The organism is Pseudomonas putida, from assembly GCF_009883635.2.
GTDB classification, from domain to species: Bacteria; Pseudomonadota; Gammaproteobacteria; order Pseudomonadales; family Pseudomonadaceae; genus Aquipseudomonas; species Aquipseudomonas putida_W.
Genome location: NZ_CP026115.2, coordinates 1,838,950 through 1,861,469, shown reverse-complemented (window position 1 = coordinate 1,861,469; position 22,520 = coordinate 1,838,950). Strand labels below are relative to the sequence as shown.

General features: G+C 55.4%; 20 protein-coding genes and 1 pseudogene. 12 read left to right on the top strand and 9 right to left on the bottom strand.

Annotated elements, in window-relative coordinates:
- The first annotated feature begins 17 nt into the window (after positions 1-17).
- The 4 genes from C2H86_RS08580 (at position 18) to C2H86_RS08565 (ending at position 7,157) form a co-directional block, all read left to right on the top strand.
- On the top strand, positions 18-1,283 hold the full coding sequence (locus C2H86_RS08580) for an efflux RND transporter periplasmic adaptor subunit (RefSeq protein ID WP_159412222.1): 1,266 nt from the start codon (positions 18-20) through the stop codon (positions 1,281-1,283).
- 24 nt (positions 1,284-1,307) lie between these two features.
- Complete coding sequence (locus C2H86_RS08575) at positions 1,308-4,469, top strand: CusA/CzcA family heavy metal efflux RND transporter (RefSeq protein WP_159412221.1); 3,162 nt, start codon at positions 1,308-1,310, stop codon at positions 4,467-4,469.
- 161 nt (positions 4,470-4,630) lie between these two features.
- Complete coding sequence (locus C2H86_RS08570; RefSeq protein ID WP_159412220.1) at positions 4,631-4,954, top strand: DUF2790 domain-containing protein; 324 nt, start codon at positions 4,631-4,633, stop codon at positions 4,952-4,954.
- Between the two features lie 205 nt (positions 4,955-5,159).
- Positions 5,160-7,157, top strand: coding sequence for a heavy metal translocating P-type ATPase (locus C2H86_RS08565; protein ID WP_159412219.1), 1,998 nt, complete (start codon positions 5,160-5,162; stop codon positions 7,155-7,157).
- A 78-nt stretch (positions 7,158-7,235) separates the two neighbouring features.
- Here C2H86_RS08565 and C2H86_RS08560 read toward each other — a convergent pair whose 3' ends face one another.
- Positions 7,236-8,543, bottom strand: coding sequence for an OprO/OprP family phosphate-selective porin (locus C2H86_RS08560; protein WP_159412218.1), 1,308 nt, complete (start codon positions 8,541-8,543; stop codon positions 7,236-7,238).
- 210 nt (positions 8,544-8,753) lie between these two features.
- Entirely contained in the window at positions 8,754-9,722 is a 969-nt protein-coding gene (locus tag C2H86_RS08555; protein WP_159412217.1) for a LysR family transcriptional regulator, read from the bottom strand.
- Positions 9,723-9,981: 259 nt separating this feature from the next.
- Between C2H86_RS08555 and C2H86_RS08550 the strand changes: the two genes are divergently transcribed.
- From C2H86_RS08550 to C2H86_RS08540, 3 genes are read left to right on the top strand one after another with little or no spacing between them, the layout of a single operon-like run.
- Positions 9,982-10,401, top strand: a complete 420-nt coding sequence (locus C2H86_RS08550) for a GtrA family protein (RefSeq protein WP_159412216.1) — start codon at positions 9,982-9,984, stop codon at positions 10,399-10,401.
- Complete coding sequence (locus tag C2H86_RS08545; protein ID WP_159412215.1) at positions 10,367-11,350, top strand: glycosyltransferase family 2 protein; 984 nt, start codon at positions 10,367-10,369, stop codon at positions 11,348-11,350. Before C2H86_RS08550 ends, C2H86_RS08545 begins: the two co-directional genes overlap by 35 nt.
- Positions 11,344-12,798 (top strand): ArnT family glycosyltransferase, encoded by a 1,455-nt coding sequence (locus tag C2H86_RS08540; RefSeq protein WP_159412214.1) that lies wholly within the window; start codon positions 11,344-11,346, stop codon positions 12,796-12,798. Before C2H86_RS08545 ends, C2H86_RS08540 begins: the two co-directional genes overlap by 7 nt.
- A gap of 82 nt (positions 12,799-12,880) precedes the next feature.
- On the opposite strand, the gene C2H86_RS08535 is transcribed toward C2H86_RS08540, so the two are convergent.
- Complete coding sequence (locus tag C2H86_RS08535) at positions 12,881-13,102, bottom strand: hypothetical protein (protein WP_159412213.1); 222 nt, start codon at positions 13,100-13,102, stop codon at positions 12,881-12,883.
- Positions 13,103-13,367: 265 nt separating this feature from the next.
- Here C2H86_RS08535 and C2H86_RS08530 point away from each other — a divergent pair, with 265 nt between their 5' ends.
- Entirely contained in the window at positions 13,368-13,955 is a 588-nt protein-coding gene (locus C2H86_RS08530; protein ID WP_159412212.1) for a hypothetical protein, read from the top strand.
- Positions 13,956-14,011: 56 nt separating this feature from the next.
- Here the strand turns inward: C2H86_RS08530 and C2H86_RS08525 are convergent, their stop codons facing one another.
- Together C2H86_RS08525 and C2H86_RS08520 are read right to left on the bottom strand one after the other, a co-directional pair.
- Complete coding sequence (locus C2H86_RS08525; RefSeq protein WP_013974872.1) at positions 14,012-15,430, bottom strand: heavy metal sensor histidine kinase; 1,419 nt, start codon at positions 15,428-15,430, stop codon at positions 14,012-14,014.
- On the bottom strand, positions 15,427-16,101 hold the full coding sequence (locus C2H86_RS08520) for a heavy metal response regulator transcription factor (RefSeq protein WP_094010859.1): 675 nt from the start codon (positions 16,099-16,101) through the stop codon (positions 15,427-15,429). Before C2H86_RS08520 ends, C2H86_RS08525 begins: the two co-directional genes overlap by 4 nt.
- 699 nt (positions 16,102-16,800) lie before the next feature.
- Here C2H86_RS08520 and C2H86_RS08515 point away from each other — a divergent pair.
- A complete protein-coding gene (locus C2H86_RS08515) occupies positions 16,801-17,127 on the top strand; it encodes a DUF2790 domain-containing protein (protein ID WP_159412211.1) in 327 nt (108 codons plus the stop codon).
- Between the two features lie 32 nt (positions 17,128-17,159).
- Here the strand turns inward: C2H86_RS08515 and C2H86_RS08510 are convergent, their stop codons facing one another.
- The 3 genes from C2H86_RS08510 to C2H86_RS28325 all read right to left on the bottom strand — a co-directional run bounded on the left by C2H86_RS08510 (position 17,160) and on the right by C2H86_RS28325 (position 18,827).
- Positions 17,160-17,510: a DUF3147 family protein gene (locus C2H86_RS08510; protein WP_159412210.1), complete on the bottom strand. Its 351-nt coding sequence runs from the start codon at positions 17,508-17,510 to the stop codon at positions 17,160-17,162.
- A gap of 155 nt (positions 17,511-17,665) precedes the next feature.
- The gene (locus C2H86_RS08505; RefSeq protein WP_159412209.1) at positions 17,666-18,571 is read right to left on the bottom strand and encodes a cation diffusion facilitator family transporter; all 906 of its coding nucleotides are present in this window, start codon (positions 18,569-18,571) and stop codon (positions 17,666-17,668) included.
- Positions 18,572-18,626: 55 nt separating this feature from the next.
- Positions 18,627-18,827 (bottom strand): zinc ribbon domain-containing protein, encoded by a 201-nt coding sequence (locus C2H86_RS28325; RefSeq protein ID WP_240349711.1) that lies wholly within the window; start codon positions 18,825-18,827, stop codon positions 18,627-18,629.
- Here C2H86_RS28325 and C2H86_RS28320 point away from each other — a divergent pair.
- Together C2H86_RS28320 and C2H86_RS08495 are read left to right on the top strand one after the other, a co-directional pair.
- Positions 18,765-18,956, top strand: a complete 192-nt coding sequence (locus C2H86_RS28320) for a hypothetical protein (protein ID WP_240349746.1) — start codon at positions 18,765-18,767, stop codon at positions 18,954-18,956. The genes C2H86_RS28325 and C2H86_RS28320 overlap by 63 nt on opposite strands.
- A gap of 507 nt (positions 18,957-19,463) precedes the next feature.
- Entirely contained in the window at positions 19,464-21,161 is a 1,698-nt protein-coding gene (locus tag C2H86_RS08495; protein ID WP_159412207.1) for a phosphoethanolamine transferase, read from the top strand.
- A gap of 573 nt (positions 21,162-21,734) precedes the next feature.
- Here C2H86_RS08495 and C2H86_RS08490 read toward each other — a convergent pair.
- Positions 21,735-22,094: a histone-like nucleoid-structuring protein, MvaT/MvaU family gene (locus C2H86_RS08490; protein ID WP_159412206.1), complete on the bottom strand. Its 360-nt coding sequence runs from the start codon at positions 22,092-22,094 to the stop codon at positions 21,735-21,737.
- A 114-nt stretch (positions 22,095-22,208) separates the two neighbouring features.
- On the opposite strand from C2H86_RS08490, the pseudogene C2H86_RS28595 reads away from it, so the two are divergent.
- Positions 22,209-22,430 (top strand): annotated as a pseudogene (locus tag C2H86_RS28595) (ferric citrate ABC transporter ATP-binding protein FecE); the annotation flags it as partial.
- Positions 22,431-22,520: the final 90 nt, after the last annotated feature.

Here is a 22,520-nt window from a genome sequence, read left to right as displayed (position 1 = left end):
GATCAGCAGGAGTAGCAATGGATAACAAACGTAAGATCGCCCTCGCGGTAGCCGCTGTGGCAGCCCTTGGATTTGGCAGCCTCGCCTGGAACAACAGTTCCGAACAACAAGCTGCAACGAACACCGAACACGGTACTGACGATGGTCATGGCCATGAAAAGAAGGCCGGATCAGCCAGTAAAGAGGAGGGCGATGCGGGTCATGGTGAAGAAGGTCATGGCGAAGAGGGCCACAGTGAAGAGGGCGGTGAGGAAGAGGGCAAGCTGACCCTCAGCGCTGAACAGATCAAAGCGGCGGGCGTCTCTCTGGAGTCAGCAGCGCCTCGTGACCTGGGAACTGTAGTCAGCTTCCCGGGCGAGATTCGTTTCGACGAAGACCGCACTGCACACGTAGTTCCTCGTGTCCCTGGCGTTGTCGAAACTGTGCAGGCCAACCTTGGCGAGACCGTCAAGAAGGGCCAAGTCCTGGCGGTGATTGCCAGCCAACAGATCTCTGACTTACGCAGCGAGCAACAGGCTGCACAGCGTCGTGTCGAACTGGCGCGAGTGACCTTCGATCGAGAGAAGCAGTTGTGGCAGGACAAGATCTCTGCTGAACAGGACTACCTCCAGGCACGCCAGGCGCTGCAGGAAGCCGAGATTTCTCTGGCCAACGCCAAGCAGAAGGTCGGCGCGATTGGTGCCTCCGTAAACTCCGTCGGCGGTAATCGCTACGAGCTTCGGGCACCCTTCGACGCCGTGGTGGTGGAGAAGCACCTGACCGTCGGTGAGGTCGTCAGTGAGGCGACTAACGCCTTCATCCTGTCCGACCTCAATCAGGTCTGGGCCACTTTCGCCGTACCGCCTACTGACTTGGGCAAGGTCACGACCGGTCGCGCCGTGAAGGTTTCTTCGCCTGACATGAACGTCGAGGTCGAGGGCAAGGTGGGTTATGTGGGCAGCCTGTTGGGCGAGCAGAATCGTGCAGCAACCGTCCGTGTCACCCTGACCAATCCCAACGGGGCTTGGCGCCCTGGCCTTTTCGTCAACATCGCGGTGACTTCCCAGACTGATCGCGTGGCGGTGGCCGTCCCTGAACATGCCGTGCAGACCGTTGAGGACAAACCGTCGGTCTTCGTCCGCACCGCTGACGGCTTCGACACCCGCCCAGTGAAACTGGGCCGCCGTGACAATGGGTACGTGGAAATTACCGACGGCGTCGAAGCGGGCGCCCAAGTGGCTACCAATGGCAGCTTCACACTCAAGTCTGAGCTCGGCAAAGCATCTGCCGAGCACAGCCACTGATGCGAACTGACAGGATGATTTCTCATGTTTGAACGTATCATCAGATTTGCCATTGAGCAGCGCATCGTTGTAATGATCGCTGTCCTGATCATGGCCGGCATCGGCATCTACAGCTACCAAAAGCTGCCTATCGATGCAGTACCCGACATCACCAACGTCCAGGTGCAGATCAACGCTGCCGCGCCTGGTTATTCACCATTGGAAACCGAGCAGCGGATCACATTTCCAGTTGAAACGGCCATGGCCGGTCTCCCGGGCCTTCAGCAGACCCGTTCCCTGTCTCGCTCTGGCCTGTCTCAGGTCACCGTGATCTTCAAGGATGGCACCGACATTTTCTTTGCCCGCCAGCTCATTAACGAGCGGCTGCAGGTTGCAAAGGAACAGCTGCCAGAGGGCGTAGAAGCTGTCATGGGGCCGGTATCCACCGGGCTCGGGGAAATCTTCCTGTGGACCGTCGAAGCCGAAGACGGCGCGGTCAAAGAAGACGGTACGCCCTACTCGCCCACCGACTTGCGGGTGATTCAGGACTGGATCATCAAGCCTCAGCTGCGCAACGTACCCGGTGTGGCAGAGATCAACACCATCGGTGGCTTTGCCAAGCAGTTCCTCGTAGCGCCGGATCCGAAGCGCCTGGCTACCTACAAACTAACCCTGAATGATTTGGTCGCAGCGCTGGAAAGCAACAACGCCAACGTCGGCGCCGGTTACATCGAGCGTAATGGCGAGCAGCTGCTCATCCGTGCACCTGGCCAAGTCGGCAATATCGAAGACATCGCCAACATCGTAATCACCAGTGTGGATGGTGCACCGATTCGCATCAGCAACGTTGCCGACGTCAGCATCGGTAAAGAGCTCCGTACGGGTGCTGCCACCGAGAATGGTCGAGAGGTCGTGCTCGGTACCGTGTTCATGCTGATCGGTGAGAACAGCCGGACTGTGTCGCAAGCTGTCGCCGCAAAGCTCGCGGACATCAACCGCACTCTGCCAAAGGGCGTGGTTGCCGTCACCGTTTACGACCGTACCAACCTGGTTGAAAAAGCCATTGCGACGGTGAAGAAGAACCTGGTGGAAGGCGCGATCCTGGTTATCGCCATCCTCTTCCTGTTCCTCGGCAACATCCGTGCTGCGCTGATCACTGCGATGGTCATCCCACTCTCCATGCTGTTCACCTTCACTGGCATGTTCAACAACAAGGTCAGTGCCAACCTGATGAGTCTGGGGGCACTCGACTTCGGCATCATCGTCGACGGTGCCGTGGTTATTGTGGAGAACGCGATCCGTCGATTGGCCCATGCGCAGCACAAGCATGGCCGCATGCTTACCAAAACCGAACGCTTCCATGAAGTCTTTGCTGCTGCTCGTGAAGCGCGCAGGCCGCTGATCTTCGGTCAGCTGATCATCATGGTGGTGTACCTGCCGATCTTCGCCCTCACCGGCGTTGAGGGCAAAATGTTTCACCCCATGGCCTTCACTGTCGTGATGGCGCTACTGGGCGCTATGATCCTCTCCGTCACCTTCGTGCCTGCGGCGATTGCCATGTTCGTCACTGGCAAAGTCAAAGAGGAGGAGGGTGTGGTCATGCGCACTGCGCGGCTGCGTTATGAACCGATACTGCAATGGGTGCTTGGACACCGCAATATTGCTTTCTCGGCCGCAGTTGCCCTGGTCGTGCTCAGCGGTGTACTTGCCAGTCGCATGGGCAGTGAGTTCATCCCGAGCTTGAGCGAAGGTGACTTCGCTCTTCAAGCACTGCGTGTACCAGGTACCAGCCTTAGTCAGTCGGTGGACATGCAGCAGCGCTTGGAAAAAGCGGTGGTCGAGCAGGTCCCGGAAGTCGAGCGGATGTTCGCCCGTACCGGTACTGCTGAAATCGCCTCTGACCCAATGCCGCCGAATATTTCCGACGCGTACGTCATGCTCAAGCCGAAGGACCAATGGGCCGACCCGAGCAAGTCGCGAGACGCGCTCATTGCCGATGTACAGAAGGCAGCTGCCAGTGTGCCTGGAAGCAACTACGAGCTGTCCCAGCCCATCCAGCTTCGTTTCAATGAACTGATCTCCGGGGTTCGCAGCGACGTTGCCGTCAAGGTTTACGGTGATGACATGGACGTGCTCAACAGCACGGCCAACAAAATCGCTGCAGCACTCAAAGCGGTACCAGGCTCCTCTGAGGTAAAGGTCGAGCAGACCACTGGCCTGCCGGTGCTGACCATCAATATCGACCGGGAGAAAGCAGCACGCTACGGCCTGAATATTGCGGACGTGCAAAACTCGATCGCGATTGCTGTAGGGGGGCGCACGGCCGGAACCTTGTACGAAGGTGATCGTCGATTCGACATGGTAGTTCGCCTGCCTGAGGCCGTACGTACCGACGTAGCGGGTATGTCTAGCCTGTTGATCCCTGTTCCTGCCAATGAGGCTCAGGGCACCAACCAAATCGGCTTCATTCCGCTGTCGCAGGTCGCTAATTTGGACTTGCAGTTGGGCCCGAACCAAATCAGCCGAGAGAATGGCAAACGCTTGATCATCGTTAGCGCCAACGTTCGGGGGCGCGACCTTGGGTCATTCGTTGATGAGGCGGCAACCACACTGGCAACCAAGGTCGAAATCCCTGCGGGTTATTGGACCAGCTGGGGCGGCCAGTTCGAACAGCTGCAGTCGGCAGCCAAGCGCTTGCAGATTGTTGTACCGGTCGCCTTGCTGCTGGTCATGACCTTGCTGTTCCTGATGTTCAACAACCTGAAGGACGGCATGCTGGTCTTCACCGGTATTCCATTCGCACTGACCGGTGGCGTCGTGGCGTTGTGGCTGCGGGATATCCCGCTGTCGATCTCGGCAGGGGTCGGCTTCATTGCACTGTCTGGTGTCGCGGTATTGAACGGCCTGGTGATGATTGCCTTCATCCGCGGGTTGCGAGAGGAAGGGCGAACGCTCAGGCAGGCCGTTGACGAAGGCGCTCTGACCCGGCTGCGACCTGTGCTGATGACAGCGCTGGTGGCTTCCCTGGGCTTCATCCCGATGGCCTTGGCCACCGGTACCGGTGCCGAGGTTCAACGACCGCTAGCGACGGTGGTGATTGGCGGGATTCTGTCCTCAACCGCGCTGACCTTACTGGTACTGCCTGCTCTGTATCACTGGGCACACCGAAAAGATGAAGATGGCGATGAAGCCGAAGTGGTTAGCTGATAGCCACTGATAGAGAAGCCCACAACCCGTGTTGTGGGCTTTTTTATTTTTATATGAAGCTGATGCACTCACCTTTCAAAATTGTAAGTTTCTCGTCATGCCGGTGATGCCTGTGCGTTGCTAAAGTTACGCCCGAGAAGATTTGAATTTGAGAGGTTTCTATGAAAAAGCTAATTGTTGCTGCTGCACTCGTTATGTTCTCGATGGCTTCGCAGGCTAATACTTTCTCCGAAAGCAAGCAGCTGGAATACATCAAGGAGCATCAAACTGCTGTAGCGAAGTATGCTGAGAGAAATGGCAAGCCGATGCCGGAGGTCCAGGACTACAAGTACGGCATGAAGATCGATGTTGCGAAGTTCGTGCGTCAGTCCCAAGACCCTCGCACCTGCCAGGTTTACCCGCGATTGATGACCTTCGAGGACTCTCAGGGTACGCTCAAGACGGTTCGCTACTCGATGTACTCGCAATGCATCAACAACAAGTAGTAATTGCTGTGATTAGAACAATTAGAGACTTCATAAATGCCAGGCAGTGCCTGGCATTTTTTATTGAGCCCGAAGAAGGCCATTTAGGCCATATGCCTTAATGACTGCCCCTGGGTTAGCCGTGAATTAAATCTCAGCTACACAACAGCAATGGCTTCCAACTGCAGAGGGCAGTTTTAAGCCTAGACCCCAGAAGGGACGAGTTATGAAAAGTTTGCTTGAACGCCCAGATGACCAAGCAGGGCATGAAGGGCATAGCCATGAGCACGACGGCATCTTTGGCATGAACACCGAGCTGGTTTTCGCGCTGATCTGTGGTGCCCTGCTCGGAGCCGGAGCGCTCGCAGGAAAACTGGGGCTGATCGACAGGCTGCCGCTGGTTTTGTACGTGTCTGCCTACGTGTTCGGTGGATGGTTCACCACCAAGGAGGCGATCAGCAATATCCGCCAGAAGCGCTTCGAAATCGACACGTTGATGCTACTCGCCGCTGTGGGAGCCGCGAGCATTGGTGCCTGGGCGGAGGGCGCACTGCTGTTGTTCCTTTTCAGCCTGGGGCACTCCCTGGAAAGCTACGCGATGGGCAGGGCCAAGAAAGCCATCGAGGCTCTCTCCAAGCTCGCTCCTGCTACCGCAATTGTGCGGAGCACGAACGGCACGAAGGAGTTGCCTGTGGAACTCCTCGTGCCCGGCGACGTTGTCATCGTGCGCCCCAATGACCGCCTTCCGGCCGATGGCTTTGTGGTCGTAGGCTCCTCAAGTATTAACCAGGCTCCCGTGACCGGCGAAAGCGTCCCGGTGGACAAGCAGCCAGTCGCTGATGTCGCTCTCGCCCGTAGCAAGCCGGATGCCGTAGAGGCTGTATCGAAAGTCTTCGCCGGCACCATCAATGGCGAATCGCTGATTGAGGTTGAAGTAACGCGTCGCTCCACGGAAAGCACCTTGGCGCGGGTTATCAAAATGGTCAGTGAAGCCGAGGTCAGGAAGTCGCCGACTCAACGCTTCACAGACCGTTTCCAACGTGTGTTCGTCCCCTTGGTCCTGCTACTTGTAGCAGGGCTGATGTTTGCCGGCATATTCATCGATGAGCCATTTCGCGATTCGTTCTACCGGGCAATGGCCGTACTGGTCGCCGCAAGCCCATGCGCGCTTGCGATCGCAACACCCAGCGCCATTCTTTCCGGCATCGCCAGGGCTGCCAGAGGCGGGGTATTGATCAAGGGCGGAGCACCGCTCGAAGAGCTCGGTTCCTTGACTGCCATGGCCTTCGACAAGACTGGTACGCTGACCGAAGGACGTCCCCGCATCACCGATGTGATACCGCTGGCCGGTACTCAGGTTCAAGATCTGCTGGCCGTCGCCATCGCCGTGGAATCGATGAGCGACCACCCTCTCGCTGCAGCTATTGTACGCGACGGCGAGGAGATGATTGGCAGCAAGGGCAGATTCCAAGCAATGAATCTGAAGAGCCTGGTTGGCCGCGGCGTACGCGCTGAGCTGGATGGTCAGTTCGTCTGGATCGGCAAAGTCGAGATGTTCGCTACCGACGGTGTTCCTGCACTCACCAAGACCGCCCTGGACGCAGCTGAACGCCTGCGCCAGTCGGGCCGCACAACCATGGTGGTGCGCCGTGCTGACAAGGATCTAGGGGTTATCGGCTTGTTGGATACTCCCCGAGAAGGAGCGAAAGAGGCGCTCCATAAACTCAGGGAAATGGGCATCGGTCGCATGATCATGATTTCTGGGGACCACAACCGTGTCGCCGATGCGGTGGCCAAGCAAGTCGGCCTGGACGAGGCGTGGGGAGATCTGATGCCGGACGATAAGGTTCAGGCGATCAAGAACCTGCGCCTCAGCTCCAAAGTTGCGATGGTGGGGGACGGCGTAAATGATGCGCCTGCCATGGCCCATTCGAGCGTAGGCATCGCAATGGGAGCTGCAGGTTCTGATGTCGCCTTGGAAACAGCTGACATCGCGCTTATGGCAGACGACATCCGGCAGCTTCCCTTTGCGGTCGGCTTAAGCCGCCACACCCGCTCGATCATCCGTCAGAACCTGTTCGTCAGCCTCGGTATTGTGGCCATCCTGGTGCCCTCGACCATCATGGGTTTGAGCATCGGCGCTGCCGTTGCCATTCATGAGGGCTCCACGCTTCTGGTCGTGTTCAACGCCCTGCGCTTGTTGGCTTATCGCAAAGACGCCTGATCATTTCCTGAAGCGCACAAAAAAGCCGGGAGTGCACTGAGCACTCCCGGCTTTTTTTGCATCACCAGATGGGGGGAATCAGAACACGTATTGTAGGCGAGTGATAAAGGCGTTGCCTTTGTCGTCGCCGACCGTGTTTTCGTTGTTGTCGGTGCGCACGTTGATGTAGTTGGCACTGACTTTCACCGCCTCGTTGACGTACCAGTTCACGCCGACCGTGTGGCTCTTGGCCTTGCGTTCATCGGATTGATCCGCGGTAGCAACCAAATTGCCATCCTCGACCTTGATGTCGTCGAAGCGGTAGAAGACTTCCCATGCGCCCAGATCTTTGTTCTGTGGCTTGATGGTGTCGAATTTCGCACCGTCGAGCTTGTAGATGCGCGGCTCGCCGGTCAGCGTGTACGCCATCTGTGCGTAGTAACCCGAAGCCTTCATGTCATTGGCGGACTGGTCAGCCTTCAGCTTGCGGCGAAGGTACTCAGCTTGAACAGAGAATGGACCCGTGGCCCAGGCACCCTCAACGCCCCAGACCGAGTCGTTGTCCCACAAGCCTTCTTGGGCTGCGGCGCCACCGAACAGCATGCGGTTGCCATTGGTGCCCGCATCGCCGCCGCCGTTGGTGTCTACACCGCGAACACCCAGACGCGAGCGTATGCGGGTGTCGACAGCGCCGTCCTTGAGGTCGCGGTAGGCGTACTGAGCTCCGACGTGAAGGACATTGCCGTCAGAATGCAGCGGTGCGAAAACACCCCGCACGTTGTAGCGCTTGGTGCTGTCGCCATCGGAGTTGTTATTGGTCTCGCTGAAAACGCTACCGGACAGGTAGGCCATGTCCGCGATGGTGCTGGTCGCCTGCACACCCATGCCGGCGTTGTCATTGATCCAGTCAGCCAGGTCGTAGGATAGGTTGCGCTCCATGGCGGTTGTCCACTTGGAACTGGTCGCCTTTTCAAGACCGAAATCGGTGTAGAAGCGGCCGAAACGCAGTTGCACAGGGGAGAAGCCGGTGTAGGTCAGGCTGGCCTCATCGAAGTAGCCATCGGCATCGTTGCCGGTGTTGCGAGACAGGTCGTAGTTGATCTGGTATTTCCAGTCGCGGTACAGGGTGCCGCCGAACTCGATGTATGCGCGACGGAAGTAGGCTGCGTCAGCGGTATCACCGTTCTTGGTGAAAACGCCATCGAACCGGCCATAGTCGGCTTGAACTCGGCCGCCCAATTTGAAGCTGAATTCCTTGTCGGTGGTAGAAAGTTCAAGACCGCCCTTGGTTTTGAGAACTAGGTCAGCTCCGTCAGTAGTAACTGTGCCGGAGAATGCTTGCGAGGAAAATGTGCCTACTATTGCGGCGGCCAACAGCTTTTCCCGCATGTTCGAAGAACGGATCATTGCATGCCTCTCGTGTGTTAAGTGCTTAGCGGCCGACGGATTGTTTCGCCCTACGTCGGCCTAAATAGATCTTGCAGATGGGAGCAGGTCACATTCGTCACCCGCAGTAACAAGATGCCTTTGTTCTAAGCACTCTGGCTAGTTCGCAAGCAAAAATGACAGTTGAGTTTCTATAGTGTTAATGAAAGGGTTTGTAACCTAACAAAACTGTCAGCGAACAAGCCAATCCTTCTTATCAAAGAAGCTCTTTTTGATCAGCCTTCGAATTTCTAAAACCTGCGGATGGCGTACAAGCTTCGATTTGATAACAAGATAGACATCTTTCTCTTCCAGATCATCCAAGAAGCCTGGTACGGGTAGGATGTTCCTTTCCATTTTCCGACTATAGTCTGGTAATACACCGATGCACGCACCGCCAACCACTAGACCGCGGGATAAGTTATAGCTCTTAACCCTAGTGGTACCGCCCTGATGATCAGCCATGATCGACTCCCACTTTCGTGAGCCGGCCAGAATCTCGTCATCCCAAGGAACGACGAGCATGAAGTTGTGCAGATCCAGACTGTGCACAGGAAGCGTGACGCTTCTTGAGTAGCGGCTGGAAATGAACAATGCGTGCCCAATCCGGCCAAGCTGCTCAAACCTGTAGCCGGGTTGGCCACCCAAGGCGTCTTCGTCATCGGGGCTCATGAAAAAGATACCCACATCGACCTCCCCCTCAGAGAGCATTTGGAGTGTGCACTCGGAGTGGATTTCCAGCTGCATTTCGGCATGGTCCCGTACATAGGCAACCAGATCGCGGTTGACGATGTCACTTAGCACTGGCTCGGTGATCGCCAGGGTAAGCTTGGGGATTTCCTTCTCGCCGTCCTTGCCAAGTCCATCGGGACCGAAGAGCTGGCATAGGTATTGGCTGACCCTTTCGCCGGTTCGGGTCAGGGCAAGCTTGTTGTGCTTATAGACAAAGACGGGAGCGCCAACGTGCTCCTCCAGCTTCTCCAGGCGTTTTCGCAGCCCTACCACAGGAACATTGAGCCCGCGGGCCGCCTGTTTGAAACTCGCACATCGCGCTGTTGCGAAAAACTCTAGCGCTAATTGTTCATCAATTGGCAAATCATCCAATATGTCAGGACTGTAAGGAACAGTGCCGCTTGTATGTGTTTCATTTTGTGTAACCATTAGACCCCCCTTGATCCGGGGAATTTATCTCAATGCCGGCCGACATTTCCTCATCTTGTCAATATTGTAATGTGAAAGTAATTCATTCGTTATTGACCGTGCTTTCTTGCGAAAGCGTAATTTTCAAGCAATCCTGTTGATATTATTGCGTGCTAGTCTAGCGCGCCATTTTTTATCGCTGGCTTTATATAAAAACCATCAATTGCGCATTTACATTTGGTTCACCTTTTTTTCACCTTTGCCTCCATAGGCTTCGGGCATGAAAAATAAATCCCCATCACTTATTGTCTTGCTGATTCGTTATCTGGGAGTCGGGCTCATCGCTACGGGAATACACTATGCGGTGTTCCTAATGCTGATCGCGACAGCGTTTGCTACTCCATTGTTAGCCAGTATTTTTGGCGGCATAGCAGGCGCTACCGCAAGCTTTCTGGGTAATAGAACGCTCTGTTTCGTGGCTGATGGCCCACGCAAATTTCAACCTGTGAGGTTTGCACTGGTCGCGCTTGCAACGAACTTCGGTAATGGCGTGGGTATGTGGTTCCTCATCAAGTCGAATCTGTCACCGCTTATCTCCCAAGTCCTAGTGACAGTAACGCTTACTGGGCTTGGATTTATTGCACACCGTTTCTGGACATTCAATCATGCAGACATTACATCGTTTTCCCGAGCGCCCTGATCCTTCGTTAACCATCGTAGTTCCCTGCTTCCAGGAAGAGGAGACCATTCCCGAGTTCCACCAGCGCATCACCCGTGTTGTAAGACGCCTACCCGTCTCCTGCGAGATCCTCTACATCGATGATGGCAGCAACGATCGCACCGCGAGCCTGCTGCGTGAGTACCAGGATGGCTCTACCGTTCGCTGCCTGTTCTTGAGCCGCAACTTCGGCAAAGAGGCTGCACTGAGCGCCGGGATAGACCACGCCCGCGGTAGTGCATTGATCTTCATTGACGTCGACCTACAGGACCCGCCTGAGCTTATCCCTGCCATGGTGGATTTCTGGCAGCGCGGTTACGACGTGGTGAACATGCAGCGCAACCTGAGAATCGGTGATTCGTGGTTCAAACGCATGAGTGCCCGGGCCTACTACTGGGTTATGCAGCGCCTGGTCGAGAAGGTGGAGGTGCCCGCCGATGTCAGCGACTTCCGCCTCATCGGACCCGCTCCGCTGGCAGCTCTGCGCGCGTTGGATGAACGCTCCAGGATTCTCAAGGGCATGATCGGCTGGGTTGGCTATCGCACGGTCGAGCTGCCGTATAACCGCACGGTTCGCCATGCGGGGAGCACCAAGTGGAATGCAGCCGGCCTGTTCGATCTGGCCATCGAGAGCATCGTCAGCTTTTCTCGTAAGCCGCTGCGCATATTCAGCCTGATCAGTTTCGGTCTCTTCGTCTCTAGCATTTGCTACATGCTTGCGTCGCTCGTGGCCGGCAGCTTCGACGTCCATCACCTGCTCCTGGGTATGGCTTCCTTCATGTGCGTCGGGGTCGCCATGGTGGGGGAGTACCTGGGCGTGACACTCGCGGAAGTGAAGCGCCGACCTCTCTACTTTCTGAAGAGCAGCAGCAAGGCAGATCCCGTTCCCCTTCACCCTTCGGTTTCTTCGATCGAGGGTAAGCAATGCTGAACCTGAAAAATGCGCGAACGCTGTGGTGGATCCTGGGTTCGATTTTGCTCTTGCGTCTGTTGGGGTTGGGAATCTACCCACTCATGGACACATCGGAGGCTCGCTACGCCGAAATGGCACGCAAGATGGTCGAGCTGAATGACTGGATCACGCCCATGTTCGATTACGGAGTGCCGTTCTGGGGCAAGCCACCGCTGTCGTTCTGGACCCAGGCTGCAAGCATGACGGTATTCGGCGTGAACGAGTTTGCGGCCCGATTCCCGGCCTGGCTGCTGCACTTGGCCAGCTGTATCATCATCATCAAGTTCGGCACGCAGCAGATCTCGCGTAACGCGGGCATCTGGGCGGCCATCATCTTTTCCAGCACAACGCTTGGCCTGGTATCCAGCGGTGTTGTGCTGACTGACCCTGTTCTGTCGTTTTCGATTCTGCTGGCCAGCTATGGATTCTGGCGTTGGATGAAGTGCGCCGGAAAAGCGGATGCCTACTTGATGTTCGCCGGCCTTGGCTTGGGCCTGCTTGCAAAAGGACCACTGACACTGGTGCTCATGGGCACGCCGGCATTCGTCTGGATCGTTCTTTACAAGGAATGGGAGCGGGTGCTGAGGCTTCCCTGGATCAGCGGCCTGGTCCTTATGCTCGGGATATCCGTTCCTTGGTATGTGGCGGCCGAAATGAAAACGCCAGGGTTCATGGAATACTTCTTCGTGGGTGAGCACTGGAGCCGCTATGTCGTCAGCAACTGGGCAGGGGACCTCTATGGGAGTGCTCATGCCAAGCCGTATGGCACCATCTGGCTTCAACTCGGTTTGGCGCTACTGCCGTGGGCCTTCTTCCTCCCGCTACTGATTCGCAAGCGTAAATCAATGCAGCGATTCGAGGCCTACCTCTGGCTCTGGGCGCTGGCGACACCGGTGTTTTTCACCTTCGCCGGCAACATCTTGTGGACCTACTTGCTCCCGGCGCTGCCAGCTTGGGCGTTGCTCCTGTCCGGCCGGATCAGTGAGGTTGGCCCAAGGATCACCTGGGCCGCCGCCGCGAGCGCTTTGGTACTGCCAATCGTCGGCGCCGGCATCATCTATGCCGGGGTGCTGGAGCAGAGGCCTCAGAACCAGCGAGATGTGGTTCAGGCCTGGCTGAAAATGCAGTCAGCTCAATCGGCCCCTCTGATCTACCCTGGCCGACGCTCCTATTCGTCGGAGTTCTACAGCAGCGGGAAGTCCGAAAACATCCAGGACCCAGCAAAGTGGCCTCGTGACAGCTCTTTCTACCTGTCCCGTCGCTTACGCGACAGCAATGCTGAGCTGCCTGCCAACCTGGGTTGTGCCGTGATTACTGAAGCGAACGCCAGTCAGCTGATGCTGTGCCGTTGGAAAGACACCAAGCAGGGTGCCGAAGGTCTGGTCGGAGAAAGTAATGCGGAAACGCCTCGTACAAACGAAGGTTAAATGCCAGACACAAAAAAGCCAGGTTTTACCCTGGCTTTTTTGTCGATTGCTTTCGTCATTTGAAGTCCTATTTAACCGCCGTTTAGTTATCGGCTTGTTCCTTACCATCCTTGCTTTCTTTCTTTTGCTCTTGAGCGACTTGTTGTTTGTTCTGGTCCGAAGAATCGTCGCTCCATAAGCGAGCCTGTTCATTTCGGAAGTTTTCCTGGAACTGTTTCGCTCGCTCGTAACCACCTTCAGCGTAAGCGGTACCCACGAGACCAAGCAGCAGGCTGCCAATAGCGATAGGTTTGACAAATTTCATTGTGTGCCTCGGTTCTTACTAGGCCTGCCTGACTGACGGCCTTTGTTGGTTTGTAGTTTAGGAACGCGAAGCTAACGACAAGGTGAGTCAATAATTACAATTCCGTAATTTATGCGGCTGGCCGGATGCGCCCAATCTGCAAATCTGGAAGGATCATGTCTATCTCGCTTGTGTCGAGGCTGACTTCAAACTGTTCCGTAAATTACATTTTTGATATCTAACAAAATAAACCGTGCGCCGTCACCGGCCGCTCTAGGAGATAGCCATGAATGTTATAGAGCCTTGGTCAGTTGCTATCGGTGACTTCCGCCGAAGCACTGAAAAACTCACTGTTCAGCTCGATGAGCTGGCCTCCCAGACCAGGGCCTGCAACGCTGTTCTGGAAAAGTCGAACGAGCTGGTGGAGGAGGTTGACCTTGTCAGTCGGCAGATTCAGGAAGAGGTACGAAAGGCTGAGAAAGCCTGGTCCAATGCCGAAGAGGTCGCCATACGCGCTGCGGCAGAGGCATATTCCGCTGCCGCTCGTGGAGTCGAGACCGCCATCCAACCGCTGATTTCGGAGCTTACTGCCGCGACAAAATTAGCGGATGCCTCGATCCTGGAGCTAAAGCGGGCACCGGTGCTGGCCAAACGTTATGTCATGGTGGTGGCGACAGCATTCTTCATCCTGGCACTGATCTGTGTGTACTCGACCATGCAGTTCATTGAGGCCGCCGGCAGTGTGAGCGCTCAGGAAAAAGTGAATGCCCAATACTTCTCCCACCTGTGGAGAAACGCCAACCCAGAAGAGCAAAAGATCATAAAGTCGGTAATTCTGCGGTCACCTATGGACCCTGTGGTGCTTAGGCACTGAGGCATTGCATAGACAAAAGGCCCGTCGACTGACGGGCCTTTTCAAGTGGGCGCGCTTCAAGCAGCGGTCTTTGCCGACTGCTTTAGCTGGGCTTCGGGAAAGTGAAGGTGGAACCAGGTGAAATTTTCCTCGGTCACTTCCACGCTCGCCGAGCCTTGATGCAGGCTCATGATCGACTGCACGATGGCAAGGCCAAGACCGGTCCCCCCTTCGCTTCGTGCTCGGCTCTTATCTACGCGGTAGAACCGTTCAAACAAATGCGCATGGTGTTCCTTGGCGATCCCGCGGCCCGGGTTGCCGACGCTCAAGGTCGTGCCGCTACCACCGCGTTGCACTTTCACGTAGACCGTGCGACCGCGAGGGCAGTAGCGAATCGCATTTGACACCAGGTTCGAGACGGCTCGTTGAATCATCAGGCGGTTACCGCGCACCACGTCATCACTGCCAGAGATCTGCAGCTGGATCTCGCCATCCTCTGCCGAAATGCTGAAGAGATCACACACCCGCTGAACTTCATCGACCAGGGACACAGGTTCGAACTCCACCATGGATGCCGGATGACTGACCTGAGCGAGGAACAGCATGTCGGAAACCATGCGGCTCATGCGGTCCAGCTCTTCTGTGCACGACTCCAGCACTTCCCTGTACTCGGGAAGCGATCGCTCTCTGGTCAGTGCAACTTGGGCTTTACCCATCAGGTTGGATAGCGGCGCTCGCAGTTCGTGAGCAAGATCGTCAGAAAACTGCGAGAGCTGCTGAACCCCGTCATCCAGGCGAGCCAGCATGATGTTGATACCGTCGGCGAGCTCTTTGAGTTCTGCTGGCATTCCATTAGTCGGCAGACGATGGTCAAGACTCTCGGTGGAGATCTTCGAGGCGACTTTCAGGAACTTGGTCAGAGGCAGCAGACCTCTGCGTACGGTCCACCAGCCGATTGCGAGGATCAGCGCGATGATGAGCGGGGAAATCATCAGGGCCCAGGTGAGCAATGCATCAAGCAGCGCTTCATTGGACGACTGGTCCATAGTCATGTACACGCTGACTTCGGTTCCGTCGCCCAAATTCATGGTGCGAGAAGCTGTCAGCAAGGGGCGGTCCTGGGTGTCGCGCCACTCATGTTCCTTCGGCTGTGCGGATGGTTGAAACTTGTGCACCTCCACGTTGACCTGCTTCGAGCCAATCGAGAGCAGGGGCGTTTCACTCTGCGCCGACTCGAAAATGCTGACGTACAGGTTATTGTGGCCCATCACCAGATCCACAAGCTGATGTGCGTCTGCGTTGACTCCTGAGATGTCGGAAATCATGGACAGGTTGTGAGCCATGCCCGCCATCTTCACTTCCAGGTCACTGCGGGCATTTCGCTCTAGCGCCTGACCCACCATCAGATACCCGAAGGTGGCGAACAGAAGCAGCAACGCTGCGCTCATCAACCCCACCTTTAATCCCAGCTTTGCAGCCAGGCTGAATGGCCTCATGCGCGTTCCTCAAAAACGTACCCTACGCCACGAAGCGTGTGAATGAGCTTGGTTTCAAACGGGTCATCGATCTTCGAGCGAAGGCGCCGGATAGCGACATCGATGACGTTGGTATCGCAGTCAAAATTCATGTCCCAGACCAACGAAATGATCTGGGAACGAGTCAACGCTTCGCCCGTCCTGCTCATAAGCAGGTGCAGGAGCGAAAATTCCTTGGTGGTAAGGTCGATGCGTGTGCCAGCGCGGAAAACCCGATGGCGCACTGAGTCGAGTTCCAAGTCGGCAATTTTCAGCGAACTCTTCTCGACTAATTCATCACCACGCCGCTGCAGCGAACGGATTCGAGCGAGCAGCTCCGGGAATTCGAAGGGTTTGACAAGGTAATCGTCGGCTCCGCCATCCAAGCCTTTGAGCTTGTCGTTGATGCGACCACGAGCGGTCAGCATGATGATGCGGACCCGGCTGGTTTTCCTGATGGTTTCCAAAAGGTCCCAACCGTCGATGCCAGGAAGGTTTACGTCCAGCAGAACCAACGAATAGACGTTAGTATTGAACAAGTGCAGGGCGTCAACACCATTGTGCACGATATCTACGACATACCCGCTTTCGGATAGGCCCTGCTGAAGATATTCGGCAGTTTTAATTTCGTCTTCCACAACTAGAACGCGCATAACTTATCTCAAGGTGTGAGGAAGGAATTGGCCTAATCCGCCAAGACTGTGGTTGCAGGCAGTTTGAAGGTTCGGCTGAGTGCATGACATCTGGTAGTCGCTACCTCTGTCCATACGCCGGGGTCACCTGAGGACGCTTGAATCTTAACGCGAAGACGCTGGCCGCGGCGAAATCCTACAAATTTGTAATGTAGCCGCAAGATTGCTGACAGTCATGACGGCTTTCCCTACTGAGCTTAGCGGACTCTGTGGCTTGCAGCGGTTTTCAGTCCTCAGGACTGACAGGCGGATTCGGCCGAGAGGGGTGGCGTTTCTGCCAAGCTGCTCAGCATTTATGGCGTTCAATCCTACAAGCTCAAGCTACGAGTGGTAGCAAGCCACCGATCGTTCGCCCCTTTGATAACGGGCTTAAACCGGCCAGCATGCATGGCTTTTCATCTTAATTGGGCAAGAGTAATTACTTTACAATCTATTACATGTCCAAATTGTAATTTCACAATCATCTTGTCGTTAGCCGCTTTTGCTAGTTTAAGAACAGCACACAGGCAGCGCTGCTTTGGGCCAGTCTCATCTGAAGCAGCATGGCGGGAGTAACGATACCCTGCTCACGCCAATGCATTCACCTTGGAACCATACGCTCCTTTGGTAAGGTGAATTTTAGCGCCCCGCCATGGGCGCTTTTTTATTAATGGACTTCTCATGAAAACAACTATATCGGCTATTGCTGCGTTCATGCTTTTCTCTGCACTGTCGACAAATGTCCAAAGTAGCGTTCAGATCAACGACGATCTTGAGCAGTCTGCCAGGAAGGCTACAGAACGCTATGCACAGAGCGTGAAGAAACCCATGCCCGAGCTTGAAGATTACGCATACGGTATGGATTTGGACGTTGGCAAGTTGGTGTACGTCTCGCCTAGCGTGCGGTACTGCGGGAATGTGAGAAGCATGATGACTTACGAGGATTCCAAGGGCGAACTGCACATGGTTCGCTACCTCGTGAAAGGTGAGTGCATCAACAGCCGGTAAGCGGTGACCGAGTGCTTTCCTCTACACCCGACTCAAACCAACTCGATGCCCAATCGCCTTAGAAGTAGGGCAAAGCCTCCGAAGCTCGCCATGGTGATGAGGATGCTGGAGATAAGTGTTGGCCAGAATCCCAACTTGGGCAGCAGTGCCGGAAACGCGATAAACATCGGCAGCGTTGGAATCACATACCAGAACGTGTACCAGGCATGATTGGAAATCTTCTCCATGCTCTGGTTCTCCAAGTAGAGCCAGATGAGCGTCAAGACGGTGACCAATGGCAGGGCGGCAACCAAGCCGCCCAGCTTGTCACTGCGCTTTGCCAGCTCAGACACGAGAATCACTATCGCGGCAGTGACCAGGTACTTCGTAATGATCCAAGCCATCGCTGAACCTACTTGAGCTAGTGGAGTGGATCTGCCGGGATCATTCGCCAGGCACTCACGACGTGCTTCTGCTGTCGCATATCCATCCTTACCTTTCCTCGACAACACCCCCCCGACGTTGGCGGCGGTGTGTTGATCAGGTGTCTACCGGCCGATCAATGCGACGGCGACGGAACGTTCCCGTGGAAAGCTGCGCGCTCGATCTGAATGGTGCAGTGATGGATTTCGAACGCGTCGCTGACTGCATCCACGACGGCCGCTAGCACAGTATCTCCATCTGCTGCGTCTCGGACGACCACGTGCGACGTCATCACGTTGCTTCCGCTGCTGACGGCCCAAACGTGCAAGTCATGGACATCCGTGACGCCGTCGACCTTGAGGATCGTGGCCTCGATTGCCGCCACGTTGAGCCCCCGGGGTACACCTTCCATAAGAATCCCCAGGCTCTCTCGAAGCAATTGCCAAGTCCGCGGCAATACCCAAAGGCCGATCGCTACGGCGACAACCGTGTCGACCCAGGTCCAGCCGGTAAAGCGGATAATGAGGGCGGCGATGATCACGCCCAACGATCCGAGCATGTCGCTCCAGACTTCGAGGTAGGCGCCTTTGACGTTGAGGCTCTCGTTGCTGGCAGATGCCAGCAGTCGCATTGAAATCAGGTTGATGATCAGGCCGGCAATTGCGATCCACATCATCGCCCCGGTGGCGATCTCCGCCGGCATGAAGAAGCGCTGGTAGGCCTCGTACAAGATGTACATCGCCACCAGGAAGAGCAGCACGGCGTTGAACGTGGAGGCTAGGATCTCCAACCGCGCATAGCCAAAGGTTCTTTTCTGATCCGCCGGCCGCTTTGCGATCTGAAGCGCAATCAACGAAATTGCCAAAGCGGCAGTGTCGGTGAACATGTGAGACGCATCCGACAGCAACGCCAGGCTGCCGGTAATCCATGCGCCGATCACTTCAGCGATCATGAAGCTACCGGTCAGGACCAATGCCATGACTAGTTTCTTCTGATGCCCCTCACGAACCGCGGCACTGCCATGATCATGATTCGATCCCACGTATTTCTCCTTGCACAGGGTAGTGGTCGCGTTGGATTTCCAGTGTGGTCAGGCGCTAAGGGGTTGCCTGGCCGCACTGGCTGCAGAATTTTGCTCCTGCTGTCAGGGACGAGCCGCAGGCCGTGCAACCACTCGATAGTGGTGTTCCGCAGTTTAGACAAAAGCGTGCGGAGGGGGCGTTTGCGGTCCGGCAGTGCCTGCAAGTCTGCAGATCTTTGATTGGGGCTTGAGCTATTGCGCGCCCACCCTCAATCACCTGGTCATTACCGTCGCAGTTTTGCTGCTGCTCATAGCGACCATGCCGGCCATGTCGATCACTCCCGTGCCCGCTACCGTGATGCTTGCCACCGCCGTGATTTCCACGGCCGTGGTGGCCGCCCAGTAAATTTTTGAGAAAACTCATGGTGTTCGTCCCTCATCGATAGGTGACATCAGCACGAGCAAAAGGTGAAAGAAGTGTTTTGCTCGTTAGAATGACTTTTAAGTTAAAGTAAAAGTTCAAAATTAGCGTACGACAAAACAAAGCTGGTTTGTTTATGAAATTTAATTTAATTCGCCAGATGGCATTGACTACTCAAAGAGTCGGACCTGTCCGATTTTTTATCATAGCCTGAGCATTTACAATCGAAAAAGTCATTATCGCGATTCTGTCAGCATTGTAATCGCGAAGTCATCATGACGTTATCGTGTGGCGGAAATAATGCGCCTAGCGAGAGCTAATTTCTCATTTAATCCTATGCCTCACACATCCTAAGCGTCCTCAGGCTAAGGGGATCAAGGTCTCTGGCGCTCTGTACGCCCTGATTCGCTCAGTGTCTGTCGATGGCTTGCCGTTTAGCTCCCGACTATTCATAACCAGCGCCATGGATGAGCAGCTCCCTAGAGTTTGATAATGACACCTTCTAAATCCATTGTTCACATCCTGTTAAGTAAATGGATCCATGCTATTCGCAAAGTTATACAGGAAGGCATCAGCACCAATTTACTCATCGCGCTAGTAACTTTTTGGTTGTTGTTGTTCGCGAACGCTGAGCTTTGGCGTGTGCTCTGGCGCCTGGCATTCAACACTGATGAAGTTAACTGGTTGCTCGCCGCCAGCCTGCCAGTCGTAGTGTTCGTTTGGGTGTTCACCGTACTTAGCTTGCTGTCATGGTCAAGACTCGCAAAACCTCTGCTGTGCCTGGTGCTGATCAGCGCGTCGTTCGCCAGCTACTTCATGAGTGCTTACGGCATCGTCATTGATTACACGATGTTCACCAACGTCGTGGAGACCGACGTCGGTGAGGTGTCCGAGCTACTGAACTGGAAACTTGGCCTCTGGGTGGCAATGGTAGGGGTATTGCCCGTCTACCTGATCTGTCTGGTGCCCCTGCGACGCAAGCCCTGGACCAAAGCGTTGGGTAGCAGACTCATCGTCCTGTCGCTCGCACTGGTAACCCTTGCTGGTATCGTGCTGAGCCAGTACCAGTCTTATGCCTCCCTCCTACGCAACAATCGGGAGATCCGGCTCATTCTGGTTCCCACCAATTTGTTTGCTGCCGGTCATGGTTACCTGAAACGCAAGCTGGCCACACCGAAAGCGCTGACCTCCATTGGTACCGACGCCGTGGTGACCAGGCAGGGAGCGGCTCGCAAACCCAAGCTGCTGGTACTGGCAGTGGGGGAAACCGCACGTTCCGCCAACTTCTCCCTTAATGGCTACTCCCGCGATACGAATCCAGAGCTGGAAAAGCGCAATGTCATCAGCTTCTCGAATGTGAGCTCGTGCGGCACTGCCACTGCGGTTTCCCTGCCATGCATGTTCTTGGACGTCGGGAGGGATGAGTACAAGGACGGCTTGGCCAAGAGCCGAGAAGGGCTGCTCGATGTGCTTCAGCGGGCAGGCATCAGTGTCATGTGGACTGATAACAATTCGGGCTGCAAAGGGGTCTGTGATCGGGTGCCAAACCACAAGGCTACCCAACACGCAGATGCTCAACTGTGTACCAGCGACGAGTGCAAGGACGGGGTGCTGCTTTCGGAGATGGAGGACTTCATCAAGCGTCAGGAAGGCGATGCAGTCCTGGTGCTCCACTACAAAGGTAGTCACGGCCCGGCCTACTACAAGCGCTACCCCCCGCAGTTCAAGAAATTCGGGCCGGTCTGCGAGACCAATGAGCTCGACAAATGTAAGCAGCAGGAGGTGATCAATGCCTACGACAATTCGATCCTCTACACCGACTACGTGACGGCCGGGCTGATCGACATCCTGGCTGCGAATACCAAATTCGACACTGCGCTCATGTACGTCTCAGATCACGGAGAGTCACTGGGAGAGGGTGGCCTGTATCTGCATGGGCTGCCCTATGCGATGGCCCCGGACGAGCAAACCAAGGTGCCAATGGTGCTCTGGATGTCTGACTCTATCGCGAAGAGCGAACGGCTCAATATGGGCTGCCTGAAAGCTCAAGCAGGTTCGCCATTGAGTCATGACAACCTGTTCCACACCGTACTCGGGATGATGAACGTCCAGACATCCTCTTATCGCTCAGCACTGGATTTCACTGCCCCTTGCAGGCCTTTGATCGGAACCACTTACTCAGATCTCTAAAGCCGACGGGGTTGCCAGCGGTTCAGCGCCGCCCTGCTTTGACAGATGTAAGAAGCTGGACTAACTACATAGCAGCACTCAACAACCCAAGCGGAAAAGGAAATTTTGCATGAGCATCAAGCCAGGCCCGAAACGAACCAACGAAGATGGCACTCCGGATAAAAGGCAGCGAGTCACGCCTGAGAAGCAAAAGGAACACCCGGACCTGAAACCCCACAAGCATAAAAAGGGAGAGTAGGACAGTAAAGCAGCTCTCCGGAGCTGCTGTTTCATTTGCTGAACGTAGTGAGCCATGAGTGAAAAAACGTGAGGTCAGGAGTGATCCATGAACCACCCTCATCGCTGAGCCTCGTGATTCTGATGGCTCAGCTCAGCGAAACTGGTCCGGTCAAAAGAAGGCAGCAGGGACTATGGAGCTAGGTCCTGTGCCCGAAAAGCTCTTAAAGAAATCCGCAAAAACTAACCCCGCTGGTGCGCGGTGCAGGTTTGAGACCTGCCCGAAGCGTGGGGGCTATTCCTGAGACCACGTCGTTCACACCTGCAACAATCAACAGTCAGTAGAATACAATGCGGTCAGTCGGCCAACCAGGACTCGACTACCTCTGCGCCATACTCAGTTTTCCAAGCCTTGAGCGTGCGTTGATTACCACCCTTGGTCTCAACAATCTCTCCGCTGTGCGGATTTCTATAGACCTTGAGCTCGCGTGGTTTCCGAGAGATTTTAGGAGCCATATCAGTGGACGTTGCCGCCTGTGGATCGAGAATCAGCACCACTTGACGCAGACCGTAGCCGTACTCGTCGAGCAAGCTGCGGAGCTTCGTTTCAAATTCCATTTCCTTTTTCAGGCCGGAGTCATTTTTCAAAGCCTCCAATTCGGCTAGTTGAGCTGCGAGTTGTTGTTCGAGCAGCCGAAATTCAGCGAGACGGGACATAACTTTCTCCAAGAGATTGAGTTTTCATTTTAGCATTTGAGAAAGAAAGGGTGCTAAGGGGCGAGGGTTCGCTCGCTTGCGTGAGCAACGACAGCTTGTCGCAGTCGGCGTTAAGGTAAGACGGTCATCGTGGTGCTGCATGACATCAACCAGGCTTGGCGGTATGCAGATCATATAGCGGTAATGCGCAGCGGAGTACTGGTTGCTGACGTTGGTCCGGAGAAGGTCATGACCGTCGACCTGGTCAAAGCAGTCGTCGAGGTACAGGTTCAAACTCTCAATGAGCCCGTTCCTAGCGCACCAATGTGCATTGTGGAAGGCAGTTCGAGGCGGTGAACGGAGGGCGATCAGCGTTTCTGAGTCTTCTGCCGCTGGCTGACTCGCATGCATCCGTTCAGTACTGATCGTGAGGGAAGACTGAGCCGA